General features: G+C 62.4%; 24 protein-coding genes and 1 tRNA gene. 17 read left to right on the plus strand and 8 right to left on the minus strand.

What is annotated here, in order from left to right; all coding sequences use genetic code 11:
* The first annotated feature begins 226 nt into the window (after nucleotides 1-226).
* From HMPREF9696_RS14305 to HMPREF9696_RS14320, 4 genes are all read left to right on the plus strand, one after another.
* Nucleotides 227-712: a (2Fe-2S)-binding protein gene (locus HMPREF9696_RS14305; RefSeq protein WP_002713745.1), complete on the plus strand. Its 486-nt coding sequence runs from the start codon at nucleotides 227-229 to the stop codon at nucleotides 710-712.
* A gap of 85 nt (nucleotides 713-797) precedes the next feature.
* Complete coding sequence (locus tag HMPREF9696_RS14310) at nucleotides 798-3,152, plus strand: xanthine dehydrogenase family protein molybdopterin-binding subunit (protein WP_002713746.1); 2,355 nt, start codon at nucleotides 798-800, stop codon at nucleotides 3,150-3,152.
* Between the two features lie 12 nt (nucleotides 3,153-3,164).
* Nucleotides 3,165-3,965 (plus strand): FAD binding domain-containing protein, encoded by an 801-nt coding sequence (locus HMPREF9696_RS14315; protein ID WP_002713747.1) that lies wholly within the window; start codon nucleotides 3,165-3,167, stop codon nucleotides 3,963-3,965.
* A 291-nt stretch (nucleotides 3,966-4,256) separates the two neighbouring features.
* Nucleotides 4,257-6,203, plus strand: coding sequence for a DEAD/DEAH box helicase (locus HMPREF9696_RS14320; RefSeq protein ID WP_002713748.1), 1,947 nt, complete (start codon nucleotides 4,257-4,259; stop codon nucleotides 6,201-6,203).
* Between the two features lie 72 nt (nucleotides 6,204-6,275).
* Here the strand turns inward: HMPREF9696_RS14320 and HMPREF9696_RS14325 are convergent.
* The 5 genes from HMPREF9696_RS14325 to HMPREF9696_RS14345 form a co-directional block, all read right to left on the minus strand.
* A tRNA-Ser gene (locus HMPREF9696_RS14325) sits at nucleotides 6,276-6,365 on the minus strand.
* Nucleotides 6,366-6,548: 183 nt separating this feature from the next.
* Nucleotides 6,549-7,238, minus strand: coding sequence for a glycosyltransferase family 2 protein (locus HMPREF9696_RS14330; protein WP_002713749.1), 690 nt, complete (start codon nucleotides 7,236-7,238; stop codon nucleotides 6,549-6,551).
* The gene (locus HMPREF9696_RS14335; protein ID WP_002713750.1) at nucleotides 7,235-7,921 is read right to left on the minus strand and encodes a glycosyltransferase family 2 protein; all 687 of its coding nucleotides are present in this window, start codon (nucleotides 7,919-7,921) and stop codon (nucleotides 7,235-7,237) included. The genes HMPREF9696_RS14330 and HMPREF9696_RS14335 overlap by 4 nt, the downstream gene beginning before the upstream one ends.
* Nucleotides 7,922-7,927: 6 nt before the next feature.
* A complete protein-coding gene (locus tag HMPREF9696_RS14340; protein ID WP_157170032.1) occupies nucleotides 7,928-8,740 on the minus strand; it encodes a hypothetical protein in 813 nt (270 codons plus the stop codon).
* Between the two features lie 178 nt (nucleotides 8,741-8,918).
* Nucleotides 8,919-9,341, minus strand: a complete 423-nt coding sequence (locus tag HMPREF9696_RS14345; protein WP_002713752.1) for a PqqD family protein — start codon at nucleotides 9,339-9,341, stop codon at nucleotides 8,919-8,921.
* 471 nt (nucleotides 9,342-9,812) lie between these two features.
* On the opposite strand from HMPREF9696_RS14345, the gene HMPREF9696_RS14350 reads away from it, so the two are divergent.
* Complete coding sequence (locus tag HMPREF9696_RS14350) at nucleotides 9,813-11,303, plus strand: nucleotidyltransferase family protein (RefSeq protein ID WP_002713753.1); 1,491 nt, start codon at nucleotides 9,813-9,815, stop codon at nucleotides 11,301-11,303.
* A 21-nt stretch (nucleotides 11,304-11,324) separates the two neighbouring features.
* On the opposite strand, the gene HMPREF9696_RS14355 is transcribed toward HMPREF9696_RS14350, so the two are convergent.
* The gene (locus tag HMPREF9696_RS14355; protein WP_002713754.1) at nucleotides 11,325-12,434 is read right to left on the minus strand and encodes an ROK family protein; all 1,110 of its coding nucleotides are present in this window, start codon (nucleotides 12,432-12,434) and stop codon (nucleotides 11,325-11,327) included.
* A 333-nt stretch (nucleotides 12,435-12,767) separates the two neighbouring features.
* Between HMPREF9696_RS14355 and rplU the strand changes: the two genes are divergently transcribed.
* From rplU to HMPREF9696_RS14370, 3 genes are all read left to right on the plus strand, one after another.
* The gene (gene rplU / locus HMPREF9696_RS14360) at nucleotides 12,768-13,259 is read left to right on the plus strand and encodes a 50S ribosomal protein L21 (RefSeq protein ID WP_002713755.1); all 492 of its coding nucleotides are present in this window, start codon (nucleotides 12,768-12,770) and stop codon (nucleotides 13,257-13,259) included.
* Nucleotides 13,260-13,315: 56 nt separating this feature from the next.
* Nucleotides 13,316-13,585, plus strand: coding sequence for a 50S ribosomal protein L27 (gene rpmA, locus HMPREF9696_RS14365; RefSeq protein ID WP_002713756.1), 270 nt, complete (start codon nucleotides 13,316-13,318; stop codon nucleotides 13,583-13,585).
* Nucleotides 13,586-13,719: 134 nt separating this feature from the next.
* Nucleotides 13,720-14,307, plus strand: coding sequence for a GNAT family N-acetyltransferase (locus tag HMPREF9696_RS14370; RefSeq protein WP_002713757.1), 588 nt, complete (start codon nucleotides 13,720-13,722; stop codon nucleotides 14,305-14,307).
* Nucleotides 14,308-14,524: 217 nt separating this feature from the next.
* On the opposite strand, the gene HMPREF9696_RS14375 is transcribed toward HMPREF9696_RS14370, so the two are convergent.
* Both HMPREF9696_RS14375 and HMPREF9696_RS14380 read right to left on the minus strand, forming a co-directional pair.
* The gene (locus tag HMPREF9696_RS14375) at nucleotides 14,525-15,451 is read right to left on the minus strand and encodes a DMT family transporter (RefSeq protein ID WP_002713758.1); all 927 of its coding nucleotides are present in this window, start codon (nucleotides 15,449-15,451) and stop codon (nucleotides 14,525-14,527) included.
* 174 nt (nucleotides 15,452-15,625) lie between these two features.
* Nucleotides 15,626-16,546, minus strand: a complete 921-nt coding sequence (locus HMPREF9696_RS14380) for a DMT family transporter (protein WP_002713759.1) — start codon at nucleotides 16,544-16,546, stop codon at nucleotides 15,626-15,628.
* 224 nt (nucleotides 16,547-16,770) lie between these two features.
* Here HMPREF9696_RS14380 and obgE point away from each other — a divergent pair, with 224 nt between their 5' ends.
* From obgE to HMPREF9696_RS14425, 9 genes are all read left to right on the plus strand, one after another.
* Nucleotides 16,771-17,847: a GTPase ObgE gene (obgE, locus tag HMPREF9696_RS14385; protein ID WP_002713760.1), complete on the plus strand. Its 1,077-nt coding sequence runs from the start codon at nucleotides 16,771-16,773 to the stop codon at nucleotides 17,845-17,847.
* 45 nt (nucleotides 17,848-17,892) lie between these two features.
* Nucleotides 17,893-19,041, plus strand: coding sequence for a glutamate 5-kinase (gene proB / locus HMPREF9696_RS14390; RefSeq protein WP_002713761.1), 1,149 nt, complete (start codon nucleotides 17,893-17,895; stop codon nucleotides 19,039-19,041).
* Between the two features lie 148 nt (nucleotides 19,042-19,189).
* Nucleotides 19,190-20,497, plus strand: coding sequence for a glutamate-5-semialdehyde dehydrogenase (locus tag HMPREF9696_RS14395; RefSeq protein ID WP_002713762.1), 1,308 nt, complete (start codon nucleotides 19,190-19,192; stop codon nucleotides 20,495-20,497).
* A gap of 11 nt (nucleotides 20,498-20,508) precedes the next feature.
* Nucleotides 20,509-21,144, plus strand: coding sequence for a nicotinate-nucleotide adenylyltransferase (locus HMPREF9696_RS14400; RefSeq protein WP_081602408.1), 636 nt, complete (start codon nucleotides 20,509-20,511; stop codon nucleotides 21,142-21,144).
* Between the two features lie 185 nt (nucleotides 21,145-21,329).
* Nucleotides 21,330-21,716, plus strand: coding sequence for a ribosome silencing factor (gene rsfS, locus HMPREF9696_RS14405; RefSeq protein ID WP_002713764.1), 387 nt, complete (start codon nucleotides 21,330-21,332; stop codon nucleotides 21,714-21,716).
* A 54-nt stretch (nucleotides 21,717-21,770) separates the two neighbouring features.
* Nucleotides 21,771-22,253, plus strand: a complete 483-nt coding sequence (gene rlmH, locus HMPREF9696_RS14410) for a 23S rRNA (pseudouridine(1915)-N(3))-methyltransferase RlmH (RefSeq protein ID WP_002713765.1) — start codon at nucleotides 21,771-21,773, stop codon at nucleotides 22,251-22,253.
* Nucleotides 22,254-22,267: 14 nt separating this feature from the next.
* Nucleotides 22,268-23,701 (plus strand): murein hydrolase activator EnvC family protein, encoded by a 1,434-nt coding sequence (locus HMPREF9696_RS14415; RefSeq protein ID WP_002713766.1) that lies wholly within the window; start codon nucleotides 22,268-22,270, stop codon nucleotides 23,699-23,701.
* A complete protein-coding gene (locus HMPREF9696_RS14420) occupies nucleotides 23,698-25,041 on the plus strand; it encodes a S41 family peptidase (protein ID WP_002713767.1) in 1,344 nt (447 codons plus the stop codon). The genes HMPREF9696_RS14415 and HMPREF9696_RS14420 overlap by 4 nt, the downstream gene beginning before the upstream one ends.
* A 154-nt stretch (nucleotides 25,042-25,195) precedes the next feature.
* Complete coding sequence (locus HMPREF9696_RS14425; RefSeq protein WP_002713768.1) at nucleotides 25,196-26,401, plus strand: divergent polysaccharide deacetylase family protein; 1,206 nt, start codon at nucleotides 25,196-25,198, stop codon at nucleotides 26,399-26,401.
* Nucleotides 26,402-26,437: the final 36 nt, after the last annotated feature.

The raw sequence follows: 26,437 nt of genomic DNA on the forward strand, positions 1-26,437 counted from the left end.
GGGAATGCAGAAAGCGGCATTGCTTGCACCTTCCGCACAATCTGCTTTCGCAACTGCGAAATAACATCATGCGCATCGCGAACACGCACGCTTCACGTCCAGATGATCGCACGATGACACCCGCGACGAAAATCGGCGTTGCAAAGTTTTGCGCGCCGGTTGTTAATTAGAACAATTACAAAAAACGATTTCCAAAAGTCCGTTGGAATCACTTTGGGAGGTGCTTGTGTCGACAATCAAATTAACGGTCAACGGCAAGGCGGTGTCCGCCGATGTCGAGGATCGCACTCTTCTGGTTCACCTGCTGCGCGATCATCTCGGTCTCACCGGCACCCATGTCGGATGCGACACCAGCCAGTGCGGCGCCTGTATCGTCCATATCGACGGGCGCGCGGTCAAATCCTGCACCACACTGGTCGGTCAGGCCAGCGGCGCCAATGTCACCACCATCGAAGGCATCTCGAAGGGCGACGACCTGCATCCGATGCAGGCCGCGTTTCGCGACAATCACGGCCTGCAATGCGGGTATTGCACGCCGGGCATGATCATGTCGGCCATCGACATCGTGCATCGCCATCAGGGCAACCTCGATGAGGCTACCGTGCGCCACGAACTGGAAGGCAACATCTGCCGCTGCACGGGATACCACAACATCGTCAAATCGGTGCTCGACGCCGCCGGACGCATGAAGGTTGCCGCCGCCGCGGAATGATCCGCGACGAGGACTCACTCATCGGATGTGCAGTCGCCCGCGCTGCTCGCGCGACCACGGCGACGATTATGGAAAGGTCGAGATTATGAGTGCTGAAGGTATCGGCGCACGGGTTACGCGCAAGGAAGACAAGCGTTTCATCACCGGCAAGGGCAAATATACCGACGACGTCCGCCTGTTTGGCATGACTTACGCCTCGTTCGTCCGTAGCCCCCACGCCCACGCAAAAATCAAAAGCATCAAGGTCGACGCCGCCAAGGCCATGCCGGGCGTGGTCGATGTGCTCACCGGCCAGCAGATCGTCGACGACAAGGTCGGCAACCTGATCTGCGGATGGATGATCCATTCCAAGGACGGCTCGCCGATGAAAATGGGCGCGTGGCCGGCGATGGCGCCGGAAGTCGTGCGCTTTGTCGGAAACGCCGTGGCCGTTGTCATCGCCGAAACCCGCAATCAGGCGCGCGACGCCGCCGAAGCCGTCGAGGTGGTTTACGAAGAACTCCCCGCCGCCGCCGATATTCGCGCAGCCATCGCCGCCGGCGCGCCGCAGCTTCATCCTGAAGCACCCGGCAATGTCATCTATGACTGGAGCATCGGCGACGAAGCCGCGACCAACGACGCTTTCAAGAAGGCCGCCAATGTGGTGGCGATGGACATCACCAACAACCGGCTGGTGCCGAACGCGATGGAGCCGCGATCTGCCGTGGCGGAATACGATTCCGCCGAGGATCACTTCACGCTCTATACGACATCGCAGAATCCGCATGTCGCACGGCTGGTGCTGTCGGCGTTCTACAACATCGCACCAGAGAACAAGCTGCGCGTGATCGCGCCCGATGTGGGCGGCGGCTTCGGCTCGAAAATCTTCATCTATCCGGAAGAGATGGTGGCGCTGTGGGCCTCCAAGCGCACCGGCCGTCCGGTGAAATGGACCGCAGACCGCACCGAGGCGTTTCTCACCGACGCCCATGGCCGCGATCATCTCACCAAGGCCGAGATGGCCTTCGACAAGGACAACAAGATCATCGGCCTGCGGGTGAAGACCCACGCCAATCTCGGCGCCTACATGTCGCTGTTCTCGTCCTCGGTCCCGACCTATCTCTACGCCACGCTGCTGTCGGGCCAGTACAACATCCCGAATATCTACGCCGAAGTCATCAGCGTCTACACCAATACCACGCCGGTCGACGCCTACCGCGGCGCGGGCCGTCCGGAAGCCTCGTTCGTGATGGAGCGGCTGATGGAAACCGCGGCGCGGCAGCTCAAGGTCGATCCGGCCGAACTGCGGCGCAAGAACTTCATCACCAGCTTCCCGCATCAGACACCGGTGATCATGGCCTACGACGCGGGCGACTTTAACGCCTCGCTGGATGCCGCGCTGAAAGCCATCGACTATGCCGGCTTCCCTGCCCGCAAGGAGAAGGCGAAGAAGGAAGGCAAGCTGCGCGGTATCGGCTTCTCCTGCTACATCGAAGCCTGCGGCATCGCGCCGTCGAAGGCCGTCGGCAGTCTCGGCGCAGGCGTCGGCCTGTGGGAATCCTGCGAGGTGCGGGTCAATCCCGTCGGCACCATCGAAATCCTCACCGGCTCGCACAGCCACGGTCAGGGCCACGAGACGACGTTTGCCCAGGTGGTCGCGGATCGCCTCGGCATTCCGATCGGTCAGGTGTCGATCGTTCACGGCGACACCGACAAGGTGCAGTTCGGCATGGGCACCTACGGCTCGCGCTCCGGCGCGGTCGGCATGTCCGCCATCGTGAAGGCGATGGAAAAAGTCGAGGCCAAGGCAAAGAAGATTGTCGCGCACCAGCTAGAGGCTTCCGAGAACGACATCGTCATCGAGGAAGGCCAGTTCAAGGTGGCCGGCACCGACAAGGCCATCGCGCTGCCGATGGTCGCGCTGGCCGCCTACACCGCGCACAACCTGCCGGACGGCATGGAGCCCGGCCTGAAGGAAACCGCGTTCTACGATCCGACCAACTTCACCTTCCCCGCCGGCGCCTATGTCTGCGAAGTCGACGTCGATCCCGGCACCGGCAAGACCGACATCATCAACTTCGTTGCCGCCGATGACTTCGGACGCCTCATCAATCCGATGATCGTCGAAGGCCAGGTCCATGGCGGCATCGCGCAGGGCGTCGGCCAGGCCCTGCTCGAAGGCGCGGTCTATGACAAGAGCGGCCAGCTCGTAACAGCGTCGTTCATGGATTACGCCATGCCGCGCGCCGACGATCTGCCGTCGTTCAAGATCTCGCACACCATGACGCCGTGCCCGAGCAATCCGCTCGGCATCAAGGGCTGCGGTGAAGCCGGCGCCATCGGCTCGACGCCGGCGGTGATCAACGCCATCACCGACGCCATCGGCACCAACAATCTTGAAATGCCGGCCTCGCCGTCGCGGGTGTGGCACGCGATCCATCAACAGCAGGCCGCAGAGTAAGGAGGCACGACCATGTACGAGACCACCTATCATCGCGCCTCAAGCGTCGAAAACGCGCTCGATCTGTTCAAGAGGGGATCGGACGCAAAGTATCTCGCCGGCGGACAAACTCTGCTGCCGGTGATGAAGCAGCGGCTGGCGCAGCCGTCGGATGTCATTGACCTTGCCCGTATCCCGGGCCTGAGCGGCGTGTCGGCCACCGGCGACGCGCTCGTCATCAAGGCGGCGACGACCTATTACGACATCATGACCAGCGCCGATGCGAAGAAGGCCATCCCCGCCATCGTGCATCTGACCTCGGTGCTCGGCGATCCCGCCGTGCGCTATCGTGGCACCATCGGCGGCTCGATTGCCAACAACGATCCGGCGGCGGATTTCCCCGCAGCCCTCGTGGCGCTCGACGCCACGGTGAAAACCAACAAGCGCAGCATCAAGGCCGATGATTTCTTCCAGGGCCTGTTCACGACCGCGCTGGAAGACGGCGAGATCATCACTGAGGTCTCGTTCCCGATTCCGGCAAAGGCCGCCTACGAGAAGATGCGTCACCCGGCGTCACGCTTCGCGCTCACCGGCGTGTTCGTCGCGAAGACGAAATCGGGAGACGTCCGTGTCGCCGCCACCGGCGCATCGCAAAGCGGCGTGATGCGCGTGCCGGCCATCGAGGCTGCCTTGAAGGCGAACTGGTCCGCCAGCGCCATCGACGGAGTGAAAATCTCCGCCGACGGGCTGATGGAGGATATCCATGGCTCGGCGCCCTACCGCGCCAACCTGATCAAGGTGCTGGCGCAACGCGCGGTTACAGCGGCAGGCTGACACCGCCAAATCGAAACTTAACGGCGCGCAGCGATGCGCGCCGTTTTCGTTGAATCGGCGCTGTTTTGCGAGCTTTCGAGCCGCCGATAGCTGTTTCGGTCCGAAAACCGCCGCAAACGGCCACCAAAAGCCTCGGCATCACAGTATTCGTTGGTGCTTTTGCCGCAACTGCCCTAAAGCACATCCAATTCATCCTCGCGCCGATGCCTCAGTCCGGTCACGCCCTTCGGGAGCGATGACCGCTGCGTCTCGGCTGTTTCTGGCGATCCCGCCAATCAAGGTCTGACGTTCGTGAAATCCCTGCCTGCAAGTCCGCCGCTCGCCCGTGCTCTGGCCGAGCGCAACTATCATGACGCAACGCCGGTCCAGACGGCCGTGCTCGCGCCCGAGGCCATCGGCCGCGATCTTCTGGTGTCGGCGCAAACCGGCTCAGGCAAGACGGTCGCTTACGGGCTCGCAATCGCAAGTGACATGATGGGTGACGCCGAGCGCCTGCCGCGCGCCGCATCGCCGCTCGCGCTGATCGTCGCGCCGACCCGCGAACTCGCCTTGCAGGTTCATCGCGAACTGGAATGGCTGTACGCCCATGCCGGCGCGCGCGTCGTATCCTGTGTCGGTGGCATGGACCCGCAGCGTGAAAAGCGCGAACTCGAAGCCGGAGCGCATATCGTGGTCGGCACGCCGGGCCGGCTGTGCGATCACATCCGCCGCAAGCGTCTCGACGTCACCGAGCTGAAAGCGGTCGTGCTCGACGAAGCCGACGAAATGCTCGATCTCGGCTTCCGCGAGGATATGGAATTCATCCTGGAGACGACGCCCGAGACGCGGCGGACGTTGCTGTTCTCGGCAACCCTGCCGCGCACCATCATTACGATGGCAAAGCAGTATCAGCAGGATGCATTCCGCATCGAGGTCGCCGGTGGTGACGGTGGCCACGCCGACATCGAGTACCGCGCCATCCGCATCGCCCCCGGCGATGTCGAGCATGCGGTCGTCAATGTCCTGCGCTTCTTTGAATCGCCGACCACCATCGTGTTTTGCAACACCCGCAACGCGGTGAATCATCTGCAGGCTGCACTCCTGGAGCGGGGCTTCTCTGTCGTCGCGCTCTCCGGCGAACTGACCCAGAACGAGCGCACCAAGGCACTGCAATCCCTGCGCGACGGCCGCGCGCGGGTCTGCGTGGCCACCGATGTCGCCGCCCGCGGCATCGACCTGCCCAATCTCGGTCTCGTGATTCATGCGGACCTGCCAAACGACCCGGAGGTGCTGCAGCATCGCTCCGGCCGCACCGGACGCGCCGGCAAGAAAGGCGTCAGCGTCCTCTTGGTCGTGCCGGCGCGGCGGAAGCGCGCAGAATTTCTGCTCGATCACGCAGGCGTTGAAGCGGCCTGGGGTGTAGCGCCTACCGTTGAGGAAATCCGCGCGCTGGACCAGCAGCGCATGCTGCAGGATGGACTGTTCGGCGAGGCGGCGACCGAAGACGATCTTGTGCTGGCGCGGACATTGCTCGCAGAGCGGTCGGCGGAAGACATCGCAACGGCATTGGCGCGGCTCTATCGCTCACGCCTTCCCGCGCCCGAAGACATTCTCGATCCGGGACAGGGGCGCTCACGCGACGAGCGCGGCTCAAAGCGCGACAGCCGCGAGCCCCGCAGTGATGATCGTGCGCAGAAGTCAAAAGCGAAGCGGGCCGAGATGCCGGAAGGCAGCATGTGGTTTCGCGCCGCGATCGGCCGCAACAAGAATGCCGAAGCGCGCTGGCTGCTGCCGATGATCTGCCGCCGCGGCGGAATCGGCAAGCAGGACATCGGCGCCATCCGCATTTACGGCAGCAGCACCGAGTTTCAGATTTCCGCCAACGCCGTCGATGGGTTCACTGCAAAGATCAAACGACCCGACAAGGAAGACAATATCCGCATCGAGGCATTGCCGGACGGGCCACAGGGCGAGACCGCGGCTTTCGACAAGCGCCCGCGCAAGCCGGCTCGTGAGGATGGAGACTTCAGTGCAAGGCCGCGCCGCGAGGACAAGCCGCGCTACGACGATAAGCCGCGCTACGACAAGCCGAAGCACGGCGGCAAGCCTCAAGGTGAGGACGCACGCCGTTTCGAGAACGCGCCGGCGCGCGGCAAAAATCTGCCAACCGGCAAAAAGGCAAACCGCAAGGAATGGCCCGATGTCGAGAAGCCGGCTTTCGGCAAGAAGCCGAAGAAGAAGCACCGCAAGGGACACTGACTGCGGACCATCATGCGCGGCGAACCGCCGCTACGGTGTTTTTTACAGGAAAATCAAAAAGCTATTTGTGTTTGGCGGAGAGGGAGGGATTCGAACCCCCGATAGGCTTGCACCTATGCCGCATTTCGAGTGCGGTGCATTCAACCACTCTGCCACCTCTCCAGGCGCCAAGACGGCGTGACCGCCGGGTTGGGCGGAGTTCTATGCGAGGATTCCCGTCCAGACAAGGCGCTGGAGAGGTTTTCCGGTCCCGGAATCGCGGGACCGGGAAGCCAATGCAGCGGACCAGCCGTTAAAGAGGCAAATTCGGCCGTCTTGCCCCGTTCCGCCGCAGGCAGGCCGCCGCTACCGGGGCTTGTTCCTGTGCTGAAGGATGATGCTCCGCAGGGCATTCATGGTTTCCTCATCCCTTTCCCCGGTGCTCGTGCGTCCGTAATTGTTCTGGTGCAGCCTGCGGTGGACGATCACTTGATCCAGCATTCTGGTCGCAAGTCCCATCTGCTTCGCGCGGCCGAGCCATTCCACGAACGAGACGCCGCCGCGATACGAGGGATCGAACGCGCCGATCCTGTCGAACTCGGACCTGCGAATGAGCATGCAGGTGCGAATCTCCCCCGGGGCGATGTCCGCGGCGGGCTGCATCGCGGGTCTGCGCTCCAGCGGAACATCAGGGCTGATGAACTGCTTCATCAGCCCGAAGACGGCGCCCAGTTCCGGAGCCGTCTGAAGAGCCGCGAGTTGTCGCGCCTGCTTCTCTTCGGCCCAGATGTCGTCGGAATCCTGGAATGCAAGCAACTCTCCCCGCGCCATGCCGATCGCACGGTTGAGGGCCGCGGTCTGGCCACGGTTGTCCTGCGTGACAAGCGTCGCGCGCGGCGAGAAACTCTCGACGATGGCCCGGGTGCTGTCGGTCGACCCGTCATCGACAACAATCACCTCGGCTGGAGGCACGCTCTGCCGCAGCACGCTGTCAATGGCTTCGGCGACATACAGTTCGGCGTTGTACGCCGCCATGACCACCGACACCTGCGTCATCGCGGATTGCCCGGCTGTCGGGCCCGCCGCAGTTTCCGGATGAGGGATGCCGAGATTCCTTCCCGAATCTTGAGCAGGTCATTCGAAGCATTCCCGGCATGGCGACGGTAGCAAAGGCTGATGATGTCGACGCGAACTTCCCGCATGCCTGCCTCGGCGAGCCTTATGGAGAAATCAATGTCTTCGCCAAAATGCATGCCCTCATCGAAGTGGCCAACGCGATCAATCAAGTTGCGGCGGTAAAGACCTGTTGCGATATGCGCAGACATATACTGCCCCTCCCACGAGACCGAGTGGGACGAACTGAGGGCGTCTGCTTCAACGATAACGTGCATCCGCCCATAGACAGCGTCGCAGTCCCGCTGGCGCCGCATAACTTCGAGAAAACTTTTATGGCGACCTTCAGGCCATGCATCGTCATGATCGAGAAAGCAGATAAATTCCCCCGATGCATGGTCCAGCCCGATATTGCGCGCGGATGAGACACCCTTCGCAAGGCCGGGAAGAATTCTGATACGCGAATCTCCAATACGCCGGACAATCTCACACGTATTGTCGGTGCTGCCATCATCGACAACCAGGATTTCGTCATCATCCTGCAATTGAGCCGTGACCGACATTATCGCCTGGGCAATAAAGCGCTCTCCGTTTCGCACCGGAACAATGACGCTCGTGACGGTCATCTGGCACTACACTCGATCAAGAAAATCCCGGAACGCGTCCGGAATATAGTTGGGCGTGGTCCCTGTATCCACAAAAAAGGCCGGAGCTTTTTCCACCAAGGCCGCGACCTTGCGGGTCGTCTTGTCGGGCCAGCCGAGAAGACCGACAGATGTGTGCGGCAGCAGCGCCGCGAACGCATCGGAGCGACGCGCCGAAGAAAAAACCGGCCTTTCGGAGCCAAGCCGGCGCGGCAGCAGGATCGCTGCGATCTTCCCGCCTCTCAAACGATGCTGGCCGAATGCGCCGCCAAGGCGCAACTCGTGCCGCGCATCGCCGTCATCGTGAGAGAGTTCGGCGGCGGTGTTGAGCAGGCCCGTAAACTCCGACGCCGCGGTTATGCGAAGCCGCGCGGTCGCAAACAACGGCTCGACCTGTCCGGTGTCCGTATTCGCAAACACGAAATCATCTCCGGCATAATCCCAGCCCGCACGCGCGCAGGCGAGAGACGCGGTGGTCTTCCCGGACTTTCCCTTGCCCGCGAGCAGCAGAAAGCGTCCTTCGCGACCAACGCAACCACCATGCACGGCACTCCACGCAGTATCCTTCGTCAGCGCATGAACGAGAGGAAGCCCGGGGCGGCTTGCATACCATGCGGGAGGAGCATCCTGAGGGAGCCAGATCAGCGCCCGCTTCGATTCAAAATTCAGGAGCGAAAGAACGTCTTTCTCTCCAGGCTGCCAAGCAGCGTAGCCGGCCTCGCCTGCAAATGTACGAGGTCTGTCGCGGGGTACCGGGACGATGCCGGAAAGATCAACATCCTTGGCGCCTGCAACCGCCACCGTCAGATCGGCCCTTTGATCGTCACCCGAAAGAAACGACGGCAGGAAAATATCCGCGAGGTCCGGCGAAGCAAATTTCAGGGAAAGCGTCAGCGATCCGCAGCGAACAAAATGGCATTCTGCGCGGGAAAAAATCTCGCTCTGAAAAATCTCATCGACGGATCGCGATAGTTGTCTGTCAGCGGACATCGTCCGCCTTGACGGGCCAGCCAGCTTCGTCGACATCGTGAACGGGATCGAGAAGCAGCAGTTCCTTCAGGTCATCGAACCGATCGAGCACCGGAGCCTGAAATTCGTGCAGCAGGTCGAGCGACGGACCTGCGTTTTGATCCCCGCTGTCGGCCGGGACGATCAGGCCTTCGCGCACAAGGTGCGCGATGAACGCGCGGACGCTTGCTTCAACGTCCGCCGCCGCGGGAAATTTGCCGGCGAATGCGGTGATGATGCTCTGATCGGACGCTCCGGCTCTTAACGCCAGCCACACCTTGGCGCCGCTGTCGGCAAGACTGTAATAGAGGCCGCTGTCGTAGTTCGCGAGCACCACTTCGTCATCGAATTCCTTGCTGATGATCTTCGGTACTTCTGTTGTGTAGTACTGCACGGTTCTGCTCCGCAGAAATGAGACGTCATCAAATGCCATGGCGGACGAGCGAAAAACATTAAAAAAGGCCGAAATCTTGCCCGCAAATCCATGGTTCAATAGCCTGGCCGCTCCCCGTTTTGCTACGTCAGGCGCTTGCCGGAAACCAAGTGAGCCGACGTGCGGATCAAGAAGGGACCAACCGCATATAATATATTAATACCTTCAATCACTTCGGAGGAAAAGAACTGGCTTCTTCCGGTTATCACAGCGCGCCGCTGACCTGCGCGATCAGGCGCGTCTCGAGCTGTTGCGTCAGGATCTCATCGGTTCCTATGTCGCGAAAGTCTTGTTGATTCCATAACAACGATATTCATTGGCTACGATGAAACAGAGCGACATGGGACGTCGCGACTAGTATAAAGTTTAGTATCGCAAGTCAGTAAGAGCATATCATTCTTCAATGCATTTCTCCCGCCAGTTTTCCGCCTTATGTCCTATCTGAACTCGAGACAGAAACTCATCCTGTCGGCGGCGCTCGATGCCCCGCCCAAAGCGCTGGAGTCGTTCAAGGCCTGGCAGAATGAAGTCAGGCTCGACGATATCGATGGCGCGGGCATACGCCTCGTCCCGCTGATCTACAAGAATATCGGACGAAGTATTCCGGACAAGGATGTTGCGGGCCGCCTGAAAGGCATCAGCCGCTATACCTGGATCAGAAACAGCTACCGGGTCGATCTCTGCGCGCGTCTGCTCGGTCAGTTGAACAGCAGGGGCGTCTCCTCCGTTCTGCTCAAAGGGAGTGCCCTCATGGCCGGGATCACCGACGATCTCAGCACACGGCAGATGGGCGATTGCGATCTTCTCGTTGCAGACCGGGATAAACACGTCGCCTTTGAAGCGATTGAGCGGGAAGGCATGCGTACGGTTCCGGCAAACTGGGCCGCGTTGAGTGAACCCGAGCGGGAATCGTTTCACGGGCTGACGTTTGAGATTCCCGACAAGCTACAGGACGCTATCGACCTGCACTGGCGCCCGCTGCGTGAAGTCACGAGCCTCGAACTGACGGACCGCTTTTTCAAGCATGCCCGTCCTGTTGTGGTCTATGGCCAGCAGACCCACATTCCCTGCGCCGAGCACATGCTGCTTCACTGCCTGGTTCATGGCGGCGAGGCGGATACTCGTGTGTCTTACGATTGGATCGCCGACGCTTTCCTGATCAGCAAATTTGCCGGTAATAATCTCGACTGGCGCCTGTTCGCAAGAACCGCACTTGACTTCCGGCTTGGCGCACTTGCCCGGCATGCGCTCGAAACCCTTCAGAAAGAAACCACGATCGACGTTCCACAAACTGCATGGGACGAACTTAAGTCCGCCCCGATGACGTTTTCCGACCGGCTGGAAGCAAGGTATCGCGGAAAGCAAGACAAGCAGCACACCGCCGTTACGGAGACGGTTCGGCTGCTGCAATCTGTCCGACGTTCCAGCCCTCAGAATGCCGAGTTGCCGTTCACGCGCGCGCTCGGAAAAATGTGGCGGCTTTTCGCGACCGGATTTGTGGACGCGAGAACCAGCGGCCCGCGCAGCCGGGACGATGAAGTCTCGTATCCGACCGGATGGCACTATCAGGAAAGCACAGGCCGCTGGACTGCGGCCCGGCTGTCATCCGTTTGCCTTTCCAGAAGCCCGGAAAAGGAGTTCGGCGACGTTCTCCGCGTCACGGTCCGGTCGCCGCGATGGCAAGTCTTCGCCATCGCCAGCGGCTGGAGACTTTTAGTTCTGAGGCCGACATTCTCCGGCGGAGAAATTGCCGTCAGCGCGCATCTGCCGCCAACCTTGCGCCGCAAGACCGCCCTCAGCCTGCAATTTTTCGTTCTGCGACTCTGGTCTCCCGCCCGCCGCAGCAGCTCTCGCGATTTACGCTGGCTGGGCATTTTCGTCGGAAACATTCGCACGGCATCTTCCAAACATACTGCTGACTGAAGCATCGTCTCGCGAAGACCGCTACGACGCCTTTTTATCCTTGGCTTTCTTGTCCTTCGCCTCGGCCTTGTCGGCTTTCTTGCGGTTGGTGAAGCGCGCGTTGCCAAGACCGGTGCCGATGGTCAACACGCCCCAGCGCGCGTAATCCTGCATGAAGGGAATTTCGCTCAATCCCTGCACCACGCCATCGTTGTGCATGAGCACCGCCGTATCGTGATCGCCGATGGTGGGGATCAGCTCGATCAGACTTGCCGGCAGATTGAATTTACTGCTCTCCCAGTTTCCCGGCAGATTCTGCGCGCCCTTTTCGATGGAGCCGTCCGCGTTGATCGCGCCGGGACATGACAAGCCAATAAACGGCGCAAGTTTCAGGCCCTCCTCCTCCGCTTCCTTCAGCAATCCCTTCAGCATGTTCGCCAGCTTCTTCACCGCGCCTTCGCGGGTCGGCTCATCGTCCGCGTGGCGCCAGAGCTCGGACTTCCACACCGACGCCTTCGACAAGTCCGGTGTTTTCTTCTGGCGCGTCTCAACCACGCCGCAGCGAATGTTGGTACCGCCGATATCGACGCTAAGGATGCTGTCGTGGCCCTCGAAAATCCACGACGGCGCCAGATGGGCGCATCCGATCAGCGCCGCCTCATCGGGATGAAAGCGGATCGGGATCAGGCTGACCTTCGCGCCATCGGCCTTGAGGATGATGTCGGCCCGGGCAATCGCCAGCTCGCCGATCCGGCTTTGCCGGAAACCACCGCCGACAATGATCGCCTCGGTCTTGTCCCACGCCTTGGTCTTGAGAAAGCGGGACGTGACATAGGCCAGTTCCTGAGCGAATTCCTCGATCGCGCTATGGACCAGCGCCGCCGCCTCGACGTCGTCGCCCACAAGGATGCTGTCCAGGGTCTTCTTGCTGATGTCCTCGGTCGATTTCGCACCGAACGGGTCTTCGTCATTTTTCTTTAATGGTTTCCGCCACTTATCGAGAATATTCTGAAACGCGCCCTTGCTGGCGCGGTCACCCAGGAAGCCGTCCTCGTCCTTGAGCTCGATATTGTAGCTGTCGATATCCACGGACGGCAGCCGCGCCGCCCCATGCTTGCCAATCCCGGCGGTTGCCAGCGTGTCCTCAGCCATCCAGAAAGCCCCTTGTCTGTTGCCGGGGATAACGGCGAGGGAACAGGAAGGTTTCGGGCACCGGATGACCCGGCGGCGCGCCAGCGCTCAAACGCCCGGAAAATCGGCCCAAACCACGCGAAAATGGCCGGTTTTCCGGGCACTTTTCCTTGACTCACCGGTCGCCCCGGCTATAACACCCGCAACCCGGCGCGGGAGTTTCTCGCGCCGTTTGTTTTTGCGTGGCATGGCCTCGACGCCGTAGCGACGCAGATCATTGAACCCTTAGCGACTGAACAAGAAGCCGGCCCGGATCAATCCGAGCGCCGGGATTGAACACGAAGGATAAAAACGATGTTCGCAGTCATCAAAACCGGCGGCCGGCAGTTCCGCGTCGTTCCGGATGATGTCCTTGAGATTGGCAAGATCGCCGGCGATGTCGGCACGATCGTGCAGCTTGGTGAAGTGTTGGTGGTGGGCGGCGACACGCCGGTCCTCGGTGCTCCGTTCGTCAGCGGCGCGTCGGTGGCGGCTGAAGTGCTCGACCACAAGCGTGGCGCGAAGGTCATCGCCTTCAAGAAGCGCCGCCGCAAGAATTCAAAGCGCAAGCGCGGCTATCGCGACGAAATCACGGTGATCCGCGTCACCGAGATTCTGACCGACGGCAAGGCCCCGAGCGTGGGTCCGCGCCCGAAGAAGGCAAAGGCCGAAGCACCAGCCGCTGAGGGTGATGCTCCTGCCAAGGCTGCGAAGAAGGCTCCGGCCAAGAAAGCCGCAGCTCCGAAGGCTGCAGCGAAGGCTCCCGCCAAGAAGGCTGCGCCGAAGGCAAAGAGCGACAAAAAGTGAAATGATTCCGTCAAGGAATCGGTCTATAGACTAGACACAAGTTTGGAGACGGAGCGATGGCTCACAAAAAAGCAGGCGGTTCTTCGCGCAACGGGCGCGACTCGGCTGGCAAGCGCCTCGGTGTGAAGGCGTTCGGCGGTCAGCATGTGATTCCGGGCAATATCATTGCCCGCCAGCGCGGCACGACCTGGCACCCTGGCCAGAACGTCGGCATGGGCACCGATCACACCATCTTCGCCAAGGTCGAAGGCCGCGTGGAATTCCGCGCCAAAGCCAACGGCCGCACGTACATCTCGGTTCTTCCGATGGTGGACGCGGCTGAATAAACGGTAGACACATCGCGTCTGCCGGATCTCGTTGAACCGGCAGAGCGCCAGAAGGCTCGAAAGGGGAGACGGGTAAACCGGCCTCCCCTTTTCGTTTGCGCTCGTGGGGGGCGAGCACATCAAGGAGCCTGACCATGCTGCTGGAAAAGCCGACACCCACCTTGCGGGAATCAAGAGCCGTCGTCCTCGAGACCGATCGGCTGGTCCTTCGTCAGCCGACACTCGCGGACGTAAAAGCCATTGCGCATGTCGTGGGTGACAAGCGCGTGTCGATCAATCTGCGCCGCGTGCCGCATCCCTATACGGCCGAGGATGCCATCAGCTTCGTCACTACCATCGCCGCCACCATCGACACGGTGTTTCTGGTCGAGCGCGAACGCACGGTGGTCGGGCTGGTCGGCGTGAGCTGGGAAGACGAAAGCGCGCCGGAACTCGGCTACTGCTTCGGTGTCGAGCACTGGGGCAAGGGCTATGCCACGGAAGCCGCGCGTGCCGTCATCGACTACGCTTTCGAGGAATTCGCCATCGACCAGTTGCTGGCAGGCGCCCGCGTGCTGAACCCTGCGTCACGCCATGTGCTGGAGAAGTGCGGCTTCCAGTGGACCGGCGTCGAACTGCACCGATTTCTCGCGCTTGGATCGTCGACACCGGTCGACCGCTTCAAGCTGGAGCGCGGCGTGTGGTCGTCGATCAAGAGCTGGCACAACTCGACCAGGCGGTGACATTCGTTTCGTCATCCCGAGTGACGGACTGTAGCTAAGGTTCGTCATGGCCGGATTTATTCCGGCCATCCACGTCTTTTGGCTGCTTTCACAAGGCGTGGATGCCCGGGACAAGCCCGGGCATGACGGAAAAGATATCTTGCCTCCACTCATCGAACAAATTCGTCGCCTTTTGAGTCATATTCTGAGGTGCGAGCGGCGAGAGTGACCGCTAGGGTCACACCACCGTGGGCGGATTGGGCTCCGGCTCGCGGCGGGTCACCTTCTGCTCGCGGATGAAAATATAGATTCCCGCGCAGGCAACGATTCCCGCGCCGAGCATGGTGTTCGCCGATGGCACATCGCCGAACACCAGAAAGCCGAGCACAATGGCCCAGACGATCATCGTGTACTGAAACGGCGCGACCACGCTGGCCGGGGCGAGAATCAGCGAGCGATTGAGACAGAGCACGGCGGCGACGTTGACCACGCCGCTGATCAGCAGCGCCACCACCAGAATCCATGTCGGCTGGACAAAGATGAAGGCCGAAACGATCCCTCCGAACGCGAATGAACCGACCACCTGCGTGGTCGCGAGGAAGATGTTGGAGGTGCCGCGCACATAGCGTGTCACGATCATGAAGATCGACTGGCACAGGCACCCCGCCAGCGCGATCAGCGCTGGCCAGGAGATCGCAGCCCCGGTCGGGCGCAGCGCGATCAGAACGCCGACAAAGCCCGCGGCGACGGCGCTCCAGCGCCGCCAGCCGACATGCTCGCGCAGGAAGATCGCCGAAAACGCCGTGACGAAAATCGGCGCGGCCAGATAGCAAGTGGTGGCGTCGGCGAGCGGAATATATTTGATCGCAGTGAAGAACAGCATGCCGTCCGAAACCGACAGCATCATGCGCAACACCTGCAAGCCGGGTCTCGGCACGTTGCGCACAGCGGCAAAATTCTCTCGCGCGAGAAACGGCAGCAACGTCGCAATCGCCCCGAACCCGCGAATGAAAAAGAGCTGCGCCGGCGGATAGGCCGCCACCATCATCTTGCTGAAGACATTGACCAGCGAAAAGATTGTCATCGCCGCCAGCATGAACAAAATGCCGGAGAGCGCGGACGACAGCGGCGTCGTGCGGCGAAAAAAGCGAGGCGGAAAATTCATCGGCAATGGCAGGCGCTGGACAGGATGAAAGACAACGCAATGACCGCACAACGCAATCGGTCCTGATTAGAAAGCAACCGGTCCGCGCGCAACCGCCAGAAACGCAGCCCGTTTCGCGCGGCCATGCTTTGAAGCAGAGCCTTGCGAGTTTGCCTTGAAAGTTCGCCCTGGGAGTCAGCCCGGCGGCGGCACCACCACCGGCTCCTCCCGCACGAGATCGCGCTCGCGCAGGAAAATATAGAGGCCGGCGAGAATGATGACCGCGGCGCCCACCAGCATCGCCGCTGAGGGCACGTCGCCGAAGACGACATAGCCGAAGATCACCGCCCAGATGATCATGGTGTACTGGTAAGGCGTCACAACGCTGGCGGGCGCCAGCTTGAGCGAGCGGTTGACGCACATCGCCGCTCCGATGGAGATACAGCCCGCGACGGCGAACAATCCGAAGTCCGGCAGGCTCGGCGTGATCCAGCCGAACGGCGCAACCACGATGCCGAACAGCAGCGTTCCGCAGAATTGCGCCGTGGTCAGAACCACGTCCGGCGTACCGCGCAACGAACGGGTGATGATCATCAGCGCGGCGAATGACGCGCTGCCGGCCAGCGCGATCATCGCCGGCCAGCTAAACGCCTGTGTGGACGGACGCAACGCGATCATCACGCCGGCGAAACCGACCATGATCGCACTCCAGCGCCGCCAGCCGACCTTCTCGCCGAGGAAGATCGCCGACGCCGCGGTAACGAAAATCGGGGCTGCAAGATAGTAGGTGATGACGTCCGCGAGAGGCAGATAAACCGACGCCGCGAAAAATGCTGCGACCTCCAGTGTCGACAGCACCACACGAACCACCTGCAGTCCGGGGCGCTGGATGGTCCGGAACGCGGCGCGATTCTGCCAGATCGCCGGCGACAGCAGGACGAGGCTGGCGGCGGCGCGCAGCAGAAGCAACTGGCCGACCGAATAGGTCGCGACGATGAATTTCCCCAGCGCATCGCCGAACGAAAACATCCAGACCGCAAGCAGCATCAGCGCGATGCCCGCAAGCGTGGCGGACCGGTTCCCGGCGTCGGCGGAGATCTTTGCAAGCACGGACATGGGGGCGTTGCCGGATAGCGTTAATTCGTCAAAAAAGCGCGCGGAGGACGTCGTTTAGAAGGCGAATGGCGGTTCGGCAACCGTTACAAATGCAGGCTTTGTCGCCATATCCTGCATGAATGGGTTGCCGCTCGCCCACCCATGGCGCATACACTGGCCTGACACAAAAGCGCGATCTGCCGGAAAAGCCGGGCTTTTGCCGGTCGCGGCATAACGGACACCCGATGAAATTTCTCGACGAAGCCAAGGTCTATATCCGCTCCGGCGACGGCGGAAACGGCTGCGTGGCATTTCGCCGCGAGAAGTTCATCGAGTTCGGCGGCCCCTCCGGCGGCAATGGCGGGCGCGGCGGCGACGTGATCATCGAGGTCGCCGACGGCCTCAACACCCTCATCGACTACCGCTACCAGCAGCACTTCAAGGCGCAGAAGGGCGGCAACGGCATGGGCTCCGACCGCCATGGCGCGGGCGGCAAGGACATCGTCCTCAAGGTGCCGCTCGGCACCCAGATTTTCGACGAAGACCGCGAAACCCTGATCCACGACTTTACCAAGGTAGGCGAGAAATTCGTGCTGGCGACCGGCGGCAATGGCGGCTTCGGCAATGCGCACTTCAAGAGCTCGACCAACCGCGCGCCGCGCAATGCCAATCCCGGGCAACCGGGCGAAGAGCGCTGGATCTGGCTGCGGCTGAAACTGATCGCAGATGCCGGCCTTGTCGGATTGCCGAACGCGGGCAAGTCGACCTTCCTGTCGGTGGTCAGCGCGGCAAAGCCGAAGATCGCGGACTATCCGTTCACAACGCTCCATCCGCAACTCGGCGTGGTGCGCACCGACGGGCGCGAATTCGTGCTCGCCGACATTCCCGGCCTGATCGAAGGCGCGCATGAAGGCGCAGGACTTGGCGACCGCTTCCTCGGCCATGTCGAGCGCTGCCGCGTGCTGCTGCATCTTGTCGATGCGACATCCGAACATGCGGGCAAGGACTACAAGACCATCCGTGCCGAACTCGAAGCCTATGACGCCGATCTCGCCGACAAGACCGAGATCGTGGCATTGAGCAAGATCGACGCAGTCTCACCCGAGCATCTGAAAGACCAGAAGGCCAGGCTGAAGCGCGCGGCGAAAAAGACGCCGCTGCTGCTCTCGAGCGTCTCGCGCGAGGGCGTGCCCGAAGCCTTGCGCGCGTTGCTGGCCTTGATCGGGGAAGCCCCGGTTTCGGCGAACGCAAAGAAGGCGACCGAGTCCGCACAGGAACCAGAACCGGAACAGCCGTCGGGCTGGTCGCCACTTGGCCGCTGAAACTTTCGCACGCATTTTATCACGATCACGTCACGCTGTTGTCCGATGTCGAATCCCAAACTTCAGAATTTCCGCCGCATCGTCGTCAAGGTCGGATCGTCGCTGCTGATTGATTCCGCAGCCGGTGAAGTCCGCGCAAGCTGGCTCGCCGCGCTCGCCGCCGATATCGCCAAGCTTCACAAAGCAGGCAAGGATGTGCTCGTGGTGTCGTCCGGCTCGATCGCGCTCGGTCGCAGCCGCCTCAAGCTACCGGGCGGCGCACTCAAGCTGGAAGAAAGTCAGGCCGCCGCCGCGGTGGGCCAGATCGAGCTCGCGCGCATCTGGTCCGGCGTGCTTGGCGATCACGGCATTGGCGCGGGACAGATTCTGGTCACGTTGCAGGACACCGAGGAGCGCCGCCGTTATCTCAACGCACGCTCGACCATCGCCAAACTTCTCGAATGGCGCGCGGTGCCGGTGATCAACGAGAACGACACCGTCGCCACCAACGAAATCCGCTACGGCGACAACGACCGTCTCGCGGCGCGCGTCGCCACCATGACCAGTTCGGATCTTCTGATCCTGCTGTCGGACATCAACGGCCTCTACACCGCGCCGCCCTCCGCCAATCCGAACGCGAAGCTCATCCCGGTTGTCGAAGCCGTCACCGCCGACATCGAAGCCATGGCGGGCGCGGCGGAATCCGAACTATCGCGCGGCGGCATGCGCACCAAGATCGAGGCTGCGAAGATCGCAACCAGCGCGGGCACGCATATGCTCATTGCGTCGGGCAAGATCGAGCACCCGCTGCAGGCCATCGCCGATGGCGGACCCTGCACATGGTTTCTCACGCCCGCCAATCCGGTCACCGCGCGCAAGCGCTGGATCGCAGGATCGCTGGAGCCGAAGGGCACGCTCACCATCGACGCGGGCGCCGTCGCGGCGCTGCGCGCCGGCAAGAGCCTGCTCCCCGCCGGGGTGATCCGGGTGGATGGCCAGTTCGCGCGCGGTGATGCCGTGATCGTGCGCGGCCCGGACACCCATGAAATCGGGCGCGGCCTTGTGGCTTACGACGCGGAGAACGCCGAACTGATCAAGGGCCGGTCATCTTCCGATGCTGCGCAGATCCTCGGGATCAGCGGCCGGGCCGAGATGATTCATCGCGACGATCTGGTGGTGGGTGGCCCGCGCGGCGGGACCGAGAGCGCGAAATAACAACCCGGCCAATGACCTAGCAGCGCCCTCGGCCATTGGCCGAGCCGCGAATCCCGGTGTTTGGCAGCCATGTTCCCGACGCCTCGCCCGGCCAAAATTTCTGTGCTAGAGCATGGCCTTACGGAAATTGAACCTTACGTAGTGCGACATGTCCGCTCCGCTCAAAGCTCTCGATAGCGCTTCAGACCCGGCCGCCTCCGACCTGGCACGGCTGATGACCGAACTCGGCGCCGGCGCCCGCCGCGCGGCGCGCATGCTGGCGCTGGCCTCGAGCGAGCAGAAGGACGCGGCGCTGTCCGCCATGGCTCAGGCAATCCGCGCCCATGCGGCGCAGATTCTGGCTGCCAATGCTGAAGACGTCACTGAAGCCAAAGCCGGCGGTATGAGCAGCGCCTTCGTGGACCGGCTTGCACTCACGCAGGCGCGCGTCAACGCGATGGCCGACGGCATCGACGTGGTGCGCGCGATTCCCGATCCCGTCGGCAAGGTCACCGAAACCTGGACGCGCCCGAACGGCATGACCATCGAGCGCGTGCGCGTGCCGCTCGGTGTGGTCGGCGTGATCTTCGAGAGCCGCCCCAATGTCGCAGCGGACGCCGGCGCGCTGTGCCTGAAGTCCGGCAACGCCGTGATCCTGCGTGGCGGTTCGGACAGTTTCCGCTCGTGCCGCGCGATACATCAATGTCTGACCGAAGGCCTGCGCAAGGCCGGATTGCCTGAAGAGTCCATTGCGCTGGTCCCGACTCGCGACCGTGCGGCGGTGGGCCTGATGCTCGGCGGCCTCGATGGCGCGATCGACATCATCGTGCCGCGCGGCGGCAAGGGGCTTGTGGCCCGCGTGCAGGATGAAGCGCGTGTGCCGGTGTTCGCCCATCTCGACGGCGTCAATCATGTCTACATCGACAAGGCTGCATCGCTCGACATGGCCAAGACCATTGTACTCAATGCGAAGATGCGCCGTCCCGGCGTCTGCGGCGCGGCGGAAACGCTGCTGGTCGACAAGGCGGCGGCGGAGGCGCAACTCAAGCCGCTGGTGACCATGTTGCTCGATGCCGGCTGCGAAGTGCGTGGCGGCGACGACATCCGCAAGGTCGACGCGCGCGTGAAGCCTGTCACGGAAGACGACTGGGGAACCGAATACGAAGACGCGATCATTTCGGCCAAGGTCGTCAACGGCGTCGACGACGCGCTGGCGCATATCGCACGCTACGGCTCGCACCACACCGATGCCATCGTCACCGAGGACGCGAATGTCGCGCAGAAATTCCTCAACGAGGTGGACTCAGCCATCGTGCTGCATAACGCCTCGACGCAGTTCGCCGATGGCGGCGAATTCGGCTTCGGCGCGGAAATCGGAATTGCCACCGGCAAATTCCATGCGCGCGGCCCGGTCGGCGCGGAGCAGTTGACGAGCTTCAAATACCGCGTGCACGGCACCGGACAAACACGTCCGTGACTTGCGCGCCCGTGAGCGAAGCACGTCTGCCGCGCGCGTTGCCGATTCATGCCGACGGCATGCGGATCGGGCTGCTGGGCGGATCGTTCAATCCGCCGCATGAAGCACACCGCGCCATCAGCCTGTTTGCACTCAAGCGCCTCAATCTCGACCGCATCTGGTGGCTGGTGTCGCCGGGCAATCCGCTCAAGAACAACGGCGCGCTGCATGACCTGCGCGAGCGCATGGCCGCAGCAGCGAAGGTCGCGCACGATCCGCGCATCGACATCAGTTGTCTCGAAACCGTCATCGGCACCCGCTACACTGCAGATACGATTTCCTACTTGCGGCGCCGGTGTCCCGGCGTGCGCTTTGTCTGGATCATGGGCGCTGACAATCTCGCGCAGTTCAATCGCTGGGAGCGCTGGCAGAACATCGCCAGCATGGTGCCGATTGCGGTGGTCGACCGTCCGCCCGACAGCTTCCGCGCCCTCGCCTCTGTTGCCGCGCAGACGCTGATGCCCTATCGGGTCGATGAACGGAATGCGGGCCTGCTCGCGAGCCGCCGTGCGCCGGCCTGGGCATTCCTGACCGGCCTGAAATCGAGCCTGTCCTCCACGCGCCTGCGGAACCCGGACGGGAGTTGGAAGGACACCGGCCCGCAATGACGTTTTCCGGCAACAGCACAGCGCAAATCATCGCGGCCATGTCTGGAACATTGAAACCGTTAACCCCACATGCGTATGATCACAGTGGGCGCCAAGATTCGGCGCTCGCGATACAGTGAAAGGAATGGTCCCTGACCACATCTGTATTGTCCAAAACCGCCTCGTCCAAGCCTCGTGCCAAAGCGATGCCTGTGTCCGCCGACCCGGCCCCCGCCCTCAAGGCGCGGCCTGATGCCGACGAAACACTCAGCCTGATCCTCTCCCGCCTCGACGACATGAAAGCGGAAGAAACGGTCACCATCGACCTTCGCGGCAAATCCTCCATCACCGACTACATGATCGTGACTTCGGGACGGGCCAACCGTCACGTCGGCGCGATCGCGGAGAATGTCGCCAAGGGCCTCAAGGAAAGCGGCGCCCCGGCCCCTCATATCGAGGGACTGCCCAATTGCGACTGGGTGCTGATCGATTCCGGCGATGTGATCGTTCATGTGTTCAGGCCGGAAGTCCGCGAGTTCTACAATCTCGAAAAGATGTGGGACTCCGACAAGCCGGTGAAGAGGGCGCGCTAGGAGCGTTGAAGCGGTGCGTGTTCATGCGTTTGCGCGCATGCTAGTTTGCGCGCCATGCGCATTGTCGTCATCGCCATCGGCCGTCTGAAGCAAGGTCCGGAACGGGAGCTTGCCGAACGATATCGCGACCGGTTCGACGATATCGGCCGCAAGCTCGGTTTTCGCTCTCTCGAAATCCATGAAATTCCGGAAAGCCGGGCGCGCGAGGCTGCAGCCCGCATGACCGATGAAGCCGCCGCGATCTCGGCGCTGATCCCTGACAAATCGTCCATCATTGCCCTCGACGAGCGCGGCGAAACCATCGACAGCGCCGCCTTCGCGCGGCATCTTGGGCGTTGGCGCGACGAATCGGTTCCCACTGCTGTTTTTCTGATCGGCGGGGCGGACGGACTTTCGCCTGAATTGCGGCGCAAGGTGAACCTGAGCGTTGCATTTGGCAAGGCGACGTGGCCGCATCAGATGGTGCGGGTCATGCTGCTGGAACAGATTTACCGGGCCGCGACCATATTATCCGGCCATCCGTACCATCGCGCGTAGGACAAGCTCCCGAAATGCAATCTGTGGTTTTCGGAAGCCTGAGGCCCATCATCCGATCTCGAAAGATCAAACTGCCCGTGGTCAAAGCGACGGTTTCCGAAGCGACTAATCCCGCAGGTCTGCGGCGGCTGACGCGTGGCGCGGCATTGCCGCTGTCCGTGATGCTGGCGGCGTTGCATGTTGCAGGAATTGACGCCGCGAATGCGCAGACCGCGAGCAAACAGGTTGCGGCTCCCGATCCCGAAGCGATCAGGCAGCGCACGCAGGAACTGGAAGCAGCCCGCGAACAGCAGAAGAAAGCTGCGGAGCTTGAACAGAAACTCAAGGCCGATATCGCCGCCATCGGCCAGGATCGCACCAAGCTCAATCAGCAATTGATCGGCATTGCCGCGCAGGTGCGCGATGTCGAAGGCAAGATGGCCGACACCGAGGGCCGTTTGCGTCCGCTGGATGCGCGCGAGTTGCAGATTCGCGCCGCCTTGGAATCGCGCCGCGATGAAATCGCCGAAGTGCTCGCAGCATTGCAGCGCGCCGGGCGCCGCGCGCCGCCTGCGCTGTTCGTCCGGCCGGAAGACGCGCTGAAGTCGCTGCGCACCGCGATGCTGCTTGGCGCGGTCGTGCCCGACATGCGCGCGCGCGCCGCGAAGCTCGCCAGTGACCTCGGCGAACTCGTCAGCCTGCGCAAGAATATCGCGCAAGAGCGCGACCGGCTGGCGGCGGATCGCGACAGGCTCAATGAGGATCGCACCCGCCTCGCCGCACTGGTGCAGGAGCGCCAGAAACAGCAGTCCGACACCGAGAAAAACATGGAGGCGGAGCGCCAGCGCGCCGTCGCGCTTTCCAAACAGACCGAGACGCTGCAGGACCTGATCGCCAAGATGGAGCAGGAGGTTAAGGCGGCGGCCAAGGCTGCCGCGGCTGCCGAATTAAAGGGCACTCCGAGCACGCCGAACGGCAAGCCTAATCTGGCCGCGCTGAAAGACCCCGCCCGCCTCAGCCCCGCCGTCGCCTTCAGTTCGGCCAAGGGGCTTTTGCCGATTCCGGTTAACGGCACCCGGATCCGCGGTTTTGGCGGTTCCGACGGCGCCGGAGGCCAGGAAAAGGGCATTTCCATCGCGACAAGACCCGGGGCGCAGGTCACAACACCTTGTGATGGTTGGGTTGTTTACTCGGGCCCGTTCCGCAGCTACGGACAACTCTTGATCCTCAATGCGGGCGGCGGGTATCATGTCCTGATCGCCGGGATGGAACGTATTTCGGTCACGATCGGGCAGTTTGTTCTGACTGGAGAACCGGTCGCGACCATGGGGACCACGTCTCAGGTCGCGTCAATTCTGGCAGCTTCGTCTAGCCAGCCTGTGCTCTATATCGAGTTCCGTAAGGACGGCACTCCAATCGATTCTGGTCCATGGTGGGCCGCAAGTGAAGGCCAAAAGGTTCGCGGATGATGCGCAAGACTTCCCTGGTTCTCCTCAGCGCCGCAGCAGGCGCCGCGGCTACTCTCTTCCTCACACAGCCGCGTGCGACCCTGATGGGATCGACCGCGCGGGCTGCGTCGTCTGACACGTACCGTCAGCTCAATCTGTTCGGCGACGTGTTCGAGCGGGTGCGCAGCGACTATGTCGAGAAGCCTGACGACAGCAAGCTGGTCGAGACCGCGATCAGCGGCATGCTCACCGGCCTCGATCCGCATTCCAGCTACATGGACGCGAAGAGCTTCCGCGACATGCAGGTGCAGACCCGCGGCGAGTTCGGCGGCCTCGGCATCGAAGTCACGATGGAAGACGGCCTGATCAAGGTGGTCTCGCCGATCGACGAAACCCCGGCCTCCAAGGCCGGCATCATGGCCAATGACATCATCACCAATCTCGACGATGAAGCGGTGCAGGGTCTGACCCTGAATCAGGCCGTCGAGAAAATGCGCGGCCCTGTCAACACCAAGATCAAGCTCAAGATCATCCGTAAGGGTCAGGATAAGCCGCTCGAGATCACGCTGACGCGCGACAACATTCGCGTCCGCTCGGTGCGGGCGCGCGTCGAAAGCGATGACATCGCCTATATCCGCATCACGACCTTCAACGAGCAGACCACCGAAGGCCTCAAGCGCGAGATGGCCAACCTGACCAACCAGATCGGTCCGGACAAGATCAAGGGTTACATCCTTGACCTGCGCAACAATCCGGGCGGCCTGCTCGAGGAAGCCGTGTCGGTTTCCGACGCATTCCTGGATCGCGGCGAGATCGTCTCGACCCGCGGCCGCAACGCCGAGGAAACCCAGCGCCGCACCGCCAAGCCCGGCGATCTCGCCAAGGGCAAGCCGGTGATCGTACTGATCAACGGCGGTTCGGCGTCGGCATCGGAAATCGTCGCCGGCGCGCTGCAAGATCACAAGCGCGCCACGCTGCTCGGCACCCGCTCGTTCGGCAAGGGGTCGGTGCAGACCATTATCCCGCTCGGATCGGGCAACGGCGCGCTGCGCCTGACCACCGCGCGTTACTTCACGCCATCGGGCAAGTCGATCCAGGCCAAGGGCATCACCCCGGATATCGAGGTGCTGCAGGACGTGCCTGACGACCTGAAGGCGAAGACGGACACCAAGGGCGAAGCCTCGCTGCGCGGCCATCTCAAGGCCGAGGGCCAGGAAGAGACCGGCTCGCAGTCCTACGTGCCGCCGGATGCCAAGGACGACAAGGCGCTCAAGATGGCCGCCGACCTCCTCCATGGCATCAAGCAGACCACGTCGGCTCCGGCGCCGACCGAGAAGGCCAACAACAAGGCCGCGAACTGACACCGCGACACAGGAACTGACTGGATCGGGGCGGCTTTCGGGCCGCCCTTTTTCGTGGCCGCAGGCACGAGCGCGAACCGGAACCGCCAGCCTTGACGACCGGCTCCGCCTGACCGTGGTAGGATTCGCGAATTGATTCGCGAGGTTGAACGCCGTGACAACCGACGATCTGAGCGCTCCGCTCGGGCAAGATCGGCCGCGCAAGCGGCGATACAGACTGCCGTTCAGCGCCCCACAGGCCGTCGTGGGCGCGTGCGGGTTGTTTCTCGTGACCTTCCTCGGCTTCGCGATCTTCAATCACAATCCGCTGGGCGGCGAGCCTCTGGCGCGGGTGTCCTACGATCCCGCCACCCTGCCCGGCGAGAAGACAGCAAAATCCGCGAGCCCCGCGCCAGCCACGACAAAGGAGGCCGCAGCGCCGGTCAAGGAACCTCCCGCCGGCCAACAGACCATCACCATCATTGATGGCTCGAGCGGCGCGCGGCAGGACGTCGTTGTCGGCGGGGGTGCGGCCGATATGTCCGAAAAGGCCCCATCACAGACCCCGCTGATGGCCGGCATCAATCCGAAACTGCTGGAGCCGTCGCGCTACGGCATGATTCCGGTGTCCGCTGGCGGCCTGAAATCATTCCGGGCCTACGCCGCCGGCAACGATGCCGACCGGGCCGCCATCGCCAAAAAGCCCGTGATCGCCATCGTCATCACGGGGCTTGGTGTCGGCGCTGCAAAAACCACCGACGCGATCGCCAAGCTCCCCGGCGCGGTGACGCTGGCCTTCACACCGTATGGCGCCGATCCCGGCAAGCTGGTCGAACGCGCCCGCGCGCAAAAACACGAAGTGCTGCTCCAGGTTCCGATGGAGCCGTTCGACTATCCGGACAACGATCCCGGCCCGCAGACATTGCTGACCACGCTCTCCGCGGAGCAGAACGCCGACCGGCTTGCGTGGCATATGAGCCGGTTTCAGGGCTATGTCGGCATCGCCAATTTCATGGGCGGCCGCTTCGTTGCGACAGAGGCTGCGATGCAGCCGCTGGTGAAGGAAGCAGCCCGGCGCGGCCTCGCCTGGCTCGACGACGGCACCGCTCCCCGCAGCATCGCCGGCGTGATCGCGGAAGGTCAGGCCATGCCGTTCGCGCGCGCCGATGTCAGCATCGACACCGTGCCGACACCTGCCGAAATCGACCGGGCGCTGGGCAAGCTCGAAAACCTTGCGAAGGAGCGCGGAACCGCCGTCGGCGTTGCCTCGGCGCTGCCGATTTCCATCGAGCGGATCGCAGGGTGGGCGCGTCAGCTCGAGGCAAGAGGTATCGTCCTTGTGCCGTTGACAACAGCGATGCTCAAACCAAAATCAAGCTAGATGCGCTGCTGGCCGGAACCGGCCGATGAGCGCATG

The sequence above is a fragment of the Afipia clevelandensis ATCC 49720 genome (assembly GCF_000336555.1).
In the GTDB taxonomy this organism is placed as follows: Bacteria; Pseudomonadota; Alphaproteobacteria; order Rhizobiales; family Xanthobacteraceae; genus Afipia; species Afipia clevelandensis.

Bases quoted from the DNA above. Each gene is read 5' to 3' on its own strand.
- HMPREF9696_RS14310 (WP_002713746.1), top strand. From the start codon at position 798: ATGAGTGCTGAAGGTATCGGCGCACGGGTTACGCGCAAGGAAGACAAG.
- HMPREF9696_RS14315 (WP_002713747.1), top strand. From the start codon at position 3,165: ATGTACGAGACCACCTATCATCGCGCCTCAAGCGTCGAAAACGCGCTC.
- HMPREF9696_RS14330 (WP_002713749.1), bottom strand. From the start codon at position 7,238: ATGACGCAGGTGTCGGTGGTCATGGCGGCGTACAACGCCGAACTGTAT.
- HMPREF9696_RS14335 (WP_002713750.1), bottom strand. From the start codon at position 7,921: ATGACCGTCACGAGCGTCATTGTTCCGGTGCGAAACGGAGAGCGCTTT.
- HMPREF9696_RS14350 (WP_002713753.1), top strand. From the start codon at position 9,813: ATGTCCTATCTGAACTCGAGACAGAAACTCATCCTGTCGGCGGCGCTC.
- HMPREF9696_RS14355 (WP_002713754.1), bottom strand. From the start codon at position 12,434: ATGGCTGAGGACACGCTGGCAACCGCCGGGATTGGCAAGCATGGGGCG.
- rplU (WP_002713755.1), top strand. From the start codon at position 12,768: ATGTTCGCAGTCATCAAAACCGGCGGCCGGCAGTTCCGCGTCGTTCCG.
- rpmA (WP_002713756.1), top strand. From the start codon at position 13,316: ATGGCTCACAAAAAAGCAGGCGGTTCTTCGCGCAACGGGCGCGACTCG.
- HMPREF9696_RS14370 (WP_002713757.1), top strand. From the start codon at position 13,720: ATGCTGCTGGAAAAGCCGACACCCACCTTGCGGGAATCAAGAGCCGTC.
- HMPREF9696_RS14375 (WP_002713758.1), bottom strand. From the start codon at position 15,451: ATGAATTTTCCGCCTCGCTTTTTTCGCCGCACGACGCCGCTGTCGTCC.
- HMPREF9696_RS14380 (WP_002713759.1), bottom strand. From the start codon at position 16,546: ATGTCCGTGCTTGCAAAGATCTCCGCCGACGCCGGGAACCGGTCCGCC.
- obgE (WP_002713760.1), top strand. From the start codon at position 16,771: ATGAAATTTCTCGACGAAGCCAAGGTCTATATCCGCTCCGGCGACGGC.
- proB (WP_002713761.1), top strand. From the start codon at position 17,893: ATGTCGAATCCCAAACTTCAGAATTTCCGCCGCATCGTCGTCAAGGTC.
- HMPREF9696_RS14395 (WP_002713762.1), top strand. From the start codon at position 19,190: ATGTCCGCTCCGCTCAAAGCTCTCGATAGCGCTTCAGACCCGGCCGCC.
- rsfS (WP_002713764.1), top strand. From the start codon at position 21,330: ATGCCTGTGTCCGCCGACCCGGCCCCCGCCCTCAAGGCGCGGCCTGAT.
- rlmH (WP_002713765.1), top strand. From the start codon at position 21,771: ATGCGCATTGTCGTCATCGCCATCGGCCGTCTGAAGCAAGGTCCGGAA.
- HMPREF9696_RS14415 (WP_002713766.1), top strand. From the start codon at position 22,268: ATGCAATCTGTGGTTTTCGGAAGCCTGAGGCCCATCATCCGATCTCGA.
- HMPREF9696_RS14420 (WP_002713767.1), top strand. From the start codon at position 23,698: ATGATGCGCAAGACTTCCCTGGTTCTCCTCAGCGCCGCAGCAGGCGCC.